Origin of the sequence: Mycobacterium sp. THU-M104, from assembly GCF_049197365.1 — a bacterium.
In the GTDB taxonomy this organism is placed as follows: Bacteria; Actinomycetota; Actinomycetes; order Mycobacteriales; family Mycobacteriaceae; genus Mycobacterium.
In genome coordinates, this window is the sequence record NZ_JBMIOP010000066.1 from 1 (window position 1) to 4,365 (window position 4,365).

Consider the following 4,365-nt stretch of genomic DNA (forward strand, 5'->3'; position numbering starts at 1 on the left):
CGGTTCGATCGAGACGACGGTGGCGGCCGCGTTGACCCAGGGACGCGGCAGCCGCGACCTCGACGGGGTCGGCGATCGTCTTGTCATGCCGGTGACCGCGACGTTCCAGCCCGCGTGCCGGTCGGGGTCCGGGGCGTCGGCCTCGGAGGCGACGACGAGACCCGAATGCCCGTCGGCGCGCGAGGTGCCCGAGGTCGGGACGGCCAACCGGGGGCTTCGGTCCCTACCGCGGGACCCCGGTCGCGTGATCCGCTATCCCCGGGAAACTCCAGCAGGTACCGGACGGAGGCAGGGCAATGAACGGTTCACAGCGGCCGCAGGCTGATACGCGCAACAAGGAGCGGGCGCGCCGTGCCGCCGAGACCGCACTGCGTGAGTCAGCCGCACGCGGCGCGTCGGAGTTGCAGGACGCGGGGGCGACCGAGCTGTTGCGCTGGACCGACGAAACCTTCGGCCCCGACGGTTATGTGGTGGCGTCCAACATGCAGGACGCGGTGCTGATCGACCTTGCCGCCAAGGTGCGCCCGGGTGTGCAGGTGTTGTTCCTGGACACCGGATATCACTTTCCCGAGACCATCGGCACCCGCGACGCGGTTGAAACCATGTACGACATCCGGTTGCTCAACGTGACACCGGAGCACACCGTGGCCGAGCAGGACGCGCTCCTGGGCAAGGATCTGTTTGCCCGCAACCCCGACGAATGTTGCCGGCTGCGCAAGGTCATCCCGCTGACCAAAGCACTGCACGGGTACTCGGCGTGGGTGACCGGGCTGCGTCGCGTCGACGCGCCGACACGCGCCGGCGCGCCGCTGATCGGGTTCGACGAGAAGTTCAGGCTCGTGAAGGTCAACCCGCTGGCCGCGTGGTCCGACCGGGACATGGCCGACTACATCGCCGAGCACGATGTGCTGGTGAACCCGCTTGTCGACGAGGGATACCCCTCCATCGGCTGCGCCCCGTGCACCGTTAAACCGGCTCCGGGCGCCGATCCGCGCAGTGGGCGCTGGCCGGGACACGCGAAGGTCGAATGCGGTTTGCACGCTTCGTGAGCAGGTAAAGCGCGGCCTTCGGCAGTAAACGCTGGATTGTGTTCCCGCGCAGTATCTCTGAGTCAGCGACGCGACGTAGCCCTGCCTCACTTGATGGACTGGAACCCAGAAGACTGCTCAGGTCGCCTTTTCGACCTGGTGCTGTTCATGCCGGAGAGCGTCTGCGGGCACAGTCGGCCGGCGAGGATAGGGTGTTGGGCCCCAAGTGATCCCGGCCGAACGTCCACCACGGCGTGCTCGGTCAGCCGATGAACGACCCCCGCGACTCGGGACTTCCGCCCCTACTGCGGGCCTTGTGCCGGTGGTCGAATCGGAACCAGCCACGAACGCGAGGAGACCGTAGATGACGGCCAACGACGAGGGCGGCACGACCTGCCACATCGACGTGCTGATCGACGAGCACGAGGAGCGGACCCGGGCCAGGGCACGGCTGTCCTGGGCGGGCACGAGGCTCGTCGGCATCGGGTTGGCGCGACTCGACCCCCGCGACGAGCCGGTGACCAAGATCGGCGACGAGCTCGCCATCGCCCGCGCGCTGTCGGACCTGGCGAATCAGCTGTTCGCGTTGACGTCGACCGACATCGCGGCCAGCACCCACCAGCCGGTCACGGGCCTGCATCACTGACCTTTGGCCCTACAGCAACGAATCCCGAGAGCGTAGCAACGAATCATGAGACATCGCCCCGAGTTACCGGCCGCCTTCGAGGTGGAGGTCACGACGCACGGCCAGCTGCCCGGCGCCGACGACTACGCCCGCACCAAGGTCGGCGAGCTCGGCCGGCTCACCCACGAGCCGGTGCTGCACGCTCACGTCAGGCTGAGCGAGCACGGCGACCCGGCCGTGGCACGCCGGGTGGTCGCGCAGGCCAACCTCGACGTGGACGGCCGGCTGGTCCGCGCCCAGGTCGAAGGTGTCACGGCGCGGGAAGCCGTCGACCGCCTCGAGGCGCGGCTCCGCCATCGGCTGGAGCGCACCGCCGAGCACTGGGAATCCCGACGGGGCGCGACGCCCCGCGGCGGGCCGCACGAATGGCGGCACCAGTCCGAGCCCACCCACCGGCCGAACTACTTCCCCCGACCCGAAAGCGAACGCCGGATCATGCGGCACAAGTCGTACAGCGTGCCCACCTGTACCGTCGACGAGGCCGCGTTCGAGATGGAACTGCTCGACTACGACTTCCACCTGTTCACCGAAAAAGGCACCGGGCAGGACAGCGTGCTCTATTGCGGCGGCCCCGCGGAATACCGCTTGGCGCAGGTCGATCCACAGTCCGCCGACGACCTGGCACCGTTTCAGCTTCCGCTGACCGTCAGTCCCGCACCGGCGCCGCGGCTGACCGTCGAGCAGGCCATCGAACGGATCGGGCTCCTCGGCCTGCCGTTCCTGTTCTTCGTCGACACCGCACGAGGGCGCGGCCGCGTACTGTACCACCGCTACGACGGCCATTACGGACTCATCACACCGGCGAACTGAGCGTGCGCCGAGAGCCGCCCGCAGCGTGAAATTCCCGCCATGCCGCGGCGGTCCCGGAAACTCCCCCCTGTCCGGGACCGCCGCTCTCGACAGTCTAAACGGCCTTGCGGCTACCGAATCCGGCCGCGAAAACGACTCTGTCCCTACGAGTGTGGTGTCACTGGGATGTTGGGCGACCCTGGAATGTTGGGCGCTGGGCTCTACGCGCCGCGGCGATCGGCTCTCTCGGCGGCGTAGCGCAGCACCGCGCCCACCCCGTCCACGGGGGCGACCCGGTGATCGGCCCGCACCACCGCGGCACCCACCGCGATGGCGGTGAACGGCAACGCCTCGTCGGCCCGCGCCACCCGTTGCACCGGCTCGCCGAGTTCGGAGAGCGCGTCGGCATCGGTGGCGATCGTGGTCAGCGCCCGGGCGGTGACCACGGTGGCGTCGCCCAGGTCGCCGATGATCAGGGTGTCGACGTCGCCGTCGCGCAGCGCCGCGCACACGGCGGCCAGCCCTTCGGCCGCCAGCCCCGAGGCGCGCCCGATCTCGGCTTCGAAACGCTCGGCCATGGCGGCCATCTCAGCGCCGCGGCGCCGGGCGAACTCCGCGGCCGTCAGCTCGCAGATCTCGTCCCCCCCGATATCGCTCTTGCGGGTGCCCGCATGCAGCTGTGTCACCCGGTCGGCCACCCGCCTGGGTAACGCGGGGACCAGCCCGGCCAGCGACCGGGCGTCACCGCACAGGAACACCACCTCGGGGCTCGATTCGTCCATCAGCCGCGTCAGATGGTCGGCGACGGCCCGGCAGTTCATGCGCACGGCCTCCTCGGTCGTGTGCTGAAGGTCGCCGTAACCGTTCCAGCCGGCGGTGACCGGCTTGTGCACCGGGTAACCGACACCGTCGATGCTCTTGGAGCTGACCGCGCTGCCCTGATACAGGCTCACGTCCGCGCCGGCGTGGTCGACCGTGGCGAACACGTAGGTCGGGCGCCGCATTTCGAGGTCGATCAACGGCACGACGTAGGGGTAGTCCGACAGGCGCACCACCGTGGCCGGTGGTGGGGCGGCCAGTTGCTCGTTGACCAGCACCTGCTCGGCGGTCGCGATCACCGCGCGGCCGCGCCGCCCGACGGCGGGCCGGTGGTTCAGCACGGCGCCGTCGAGGATGCCGAGGAGCTCCGCTCCCGCACCCATGTCCTCGAGCCGGGCGCGGATGTCGCGCCACTGCGCCTCCTGCGCCTCGACGGCGTCCAGGGTGTTGTGGGAGTCGTCGAAATACAGCGACACGAAGGGACCTTCGGCCTTCACCAGCCATTTGAGGCGTTCTGATCGCATCGCCTCACGCTAGGAACTCCCGGCGCCCGCGCACGAGGGTCGTTAGCCCCCAGCTTCGGGCCTAAGGTCACCGCACCTGCCGGACGCGCCGCAGTGCGTCGAGCTCGCGGGTGATGCTCGGGCTGACGTGCACGGGATAGGCTCGGTCGCCGGCGTCCAGGCAGCGTAGCGCGGGCGGCGGCCGGTCGATCTGCCGGCGCGCCCGCTCACGCGACTCCGCCAGGCCCGAATCGTGCCGCGGCAGGCGCGAGCACGTCGGCCAATCCGGCGGCCATGACGTAGGACCGGGTCTCGGGAAGCTTGCGCACGATGGTCTCGAACACCGCCGTCCCCGACATGCCCTGGGCCGCATAGGCCTGCGCCATCGTGACCTCGTAGAGGTCGGTGAACAGGGCCCCGGTGCTCATTGCTCGTAGAGCGCCGACAGCCGGTCCGCGAACTTGTCGATGACGGCCTTGCGGCGCAGCTTCAGGCTCGGCGTCAGATCGCCGGACTCGACCGAGAGCTCGTGGTCGGCGAT

At 69.6% G+C, this 4,365-nt stretch carries 4 protein-coding genes and 2 pseudogenes; 3 read left to right on the forward strand and 3 right to left on the reverse strand.

What is annotated here, in order from left to right; genetic code table 11:
* Positions 1-207 (reverse strand): annotated as a pseudogene (locus tag ACOJVU_RS06490) (pyridoxamine 5'-phosphate oxidase family protein); the annotation flags it as partial.
* Positions 208-296: 89 nt separating this feature from the next.
* On the opposite strand from ACOJVU_RS06490, the gene ACOJVU_RS06495 reads away from it, so the two are divergent.
* The 3 genes from ACOJVU_RS06495 to ACOJVU_RS06505 all read left to right on the forward strand — a co-directional run bounded on the left by ACOJVU_RS06495 (position 297) and on the right by ACOJVU_RS06505 (position 2,523).
* Complete coding sequence (locus ACOJVU_RS06495; protein WP_421529026.1) at positions 297-1,049, forward strand: phosphoadenylyl-sulfate reductase; 753 nt, start codon at positions 297-299, stop codon at positions 1,047-1,049.
* A gap of 343 nt (positions 1,050-1,392) precedes the next feature.
* A complete protein-coding gene (locus ACOJVU_RS06500) occupies positions 1,393-1,674 on the forward strand; it encodes a DUF1876 domain-containing protein (RefSeq protein WP_421529027.1) in 282 nt (93 codons plus the stop codon).
* Positions 1,675-1,719: 45 nt separating this feature from the next.
* Positions 1,720-2,523, forward strand: a complete 804-nt coding sequence (locus tag ACOJVU_RS06505; RefSeq protein ID WP_421529028.1) for a ribosome hibernation promotion factor — start codon at positions 1,720-1,722, stop codon at positions 2,521-2,523.
* 200 nt (positions 2,524-2,723) lie between these two features.
* On the opposite strand, the gene ACOJVU_RS06510 is transcribed toward ACOJVU_RS06505, so the two are convergent.
* Complete coding sequence (locus ACOJVU_RS06510) at positions 2,724-3,845, reverse strand: hypothetical protein (protein ID WP_421529029.1); 1,122 nt, start codon at positions 3,843-3,845, stop codon at positions 2,724-2,726.
* A gap of 248 nt (positions 3,846-4,093) precedes the next feature.
* A pseudogene (locus ACOJVU_RS06515) lies at positions 4,094-4,252 on the reverse strand (nicotinate phosphoribosyltransferase); the annotation flags it as partial.
* Positions 4,253-4,365 lie beyond the last annotated feature (113 nt).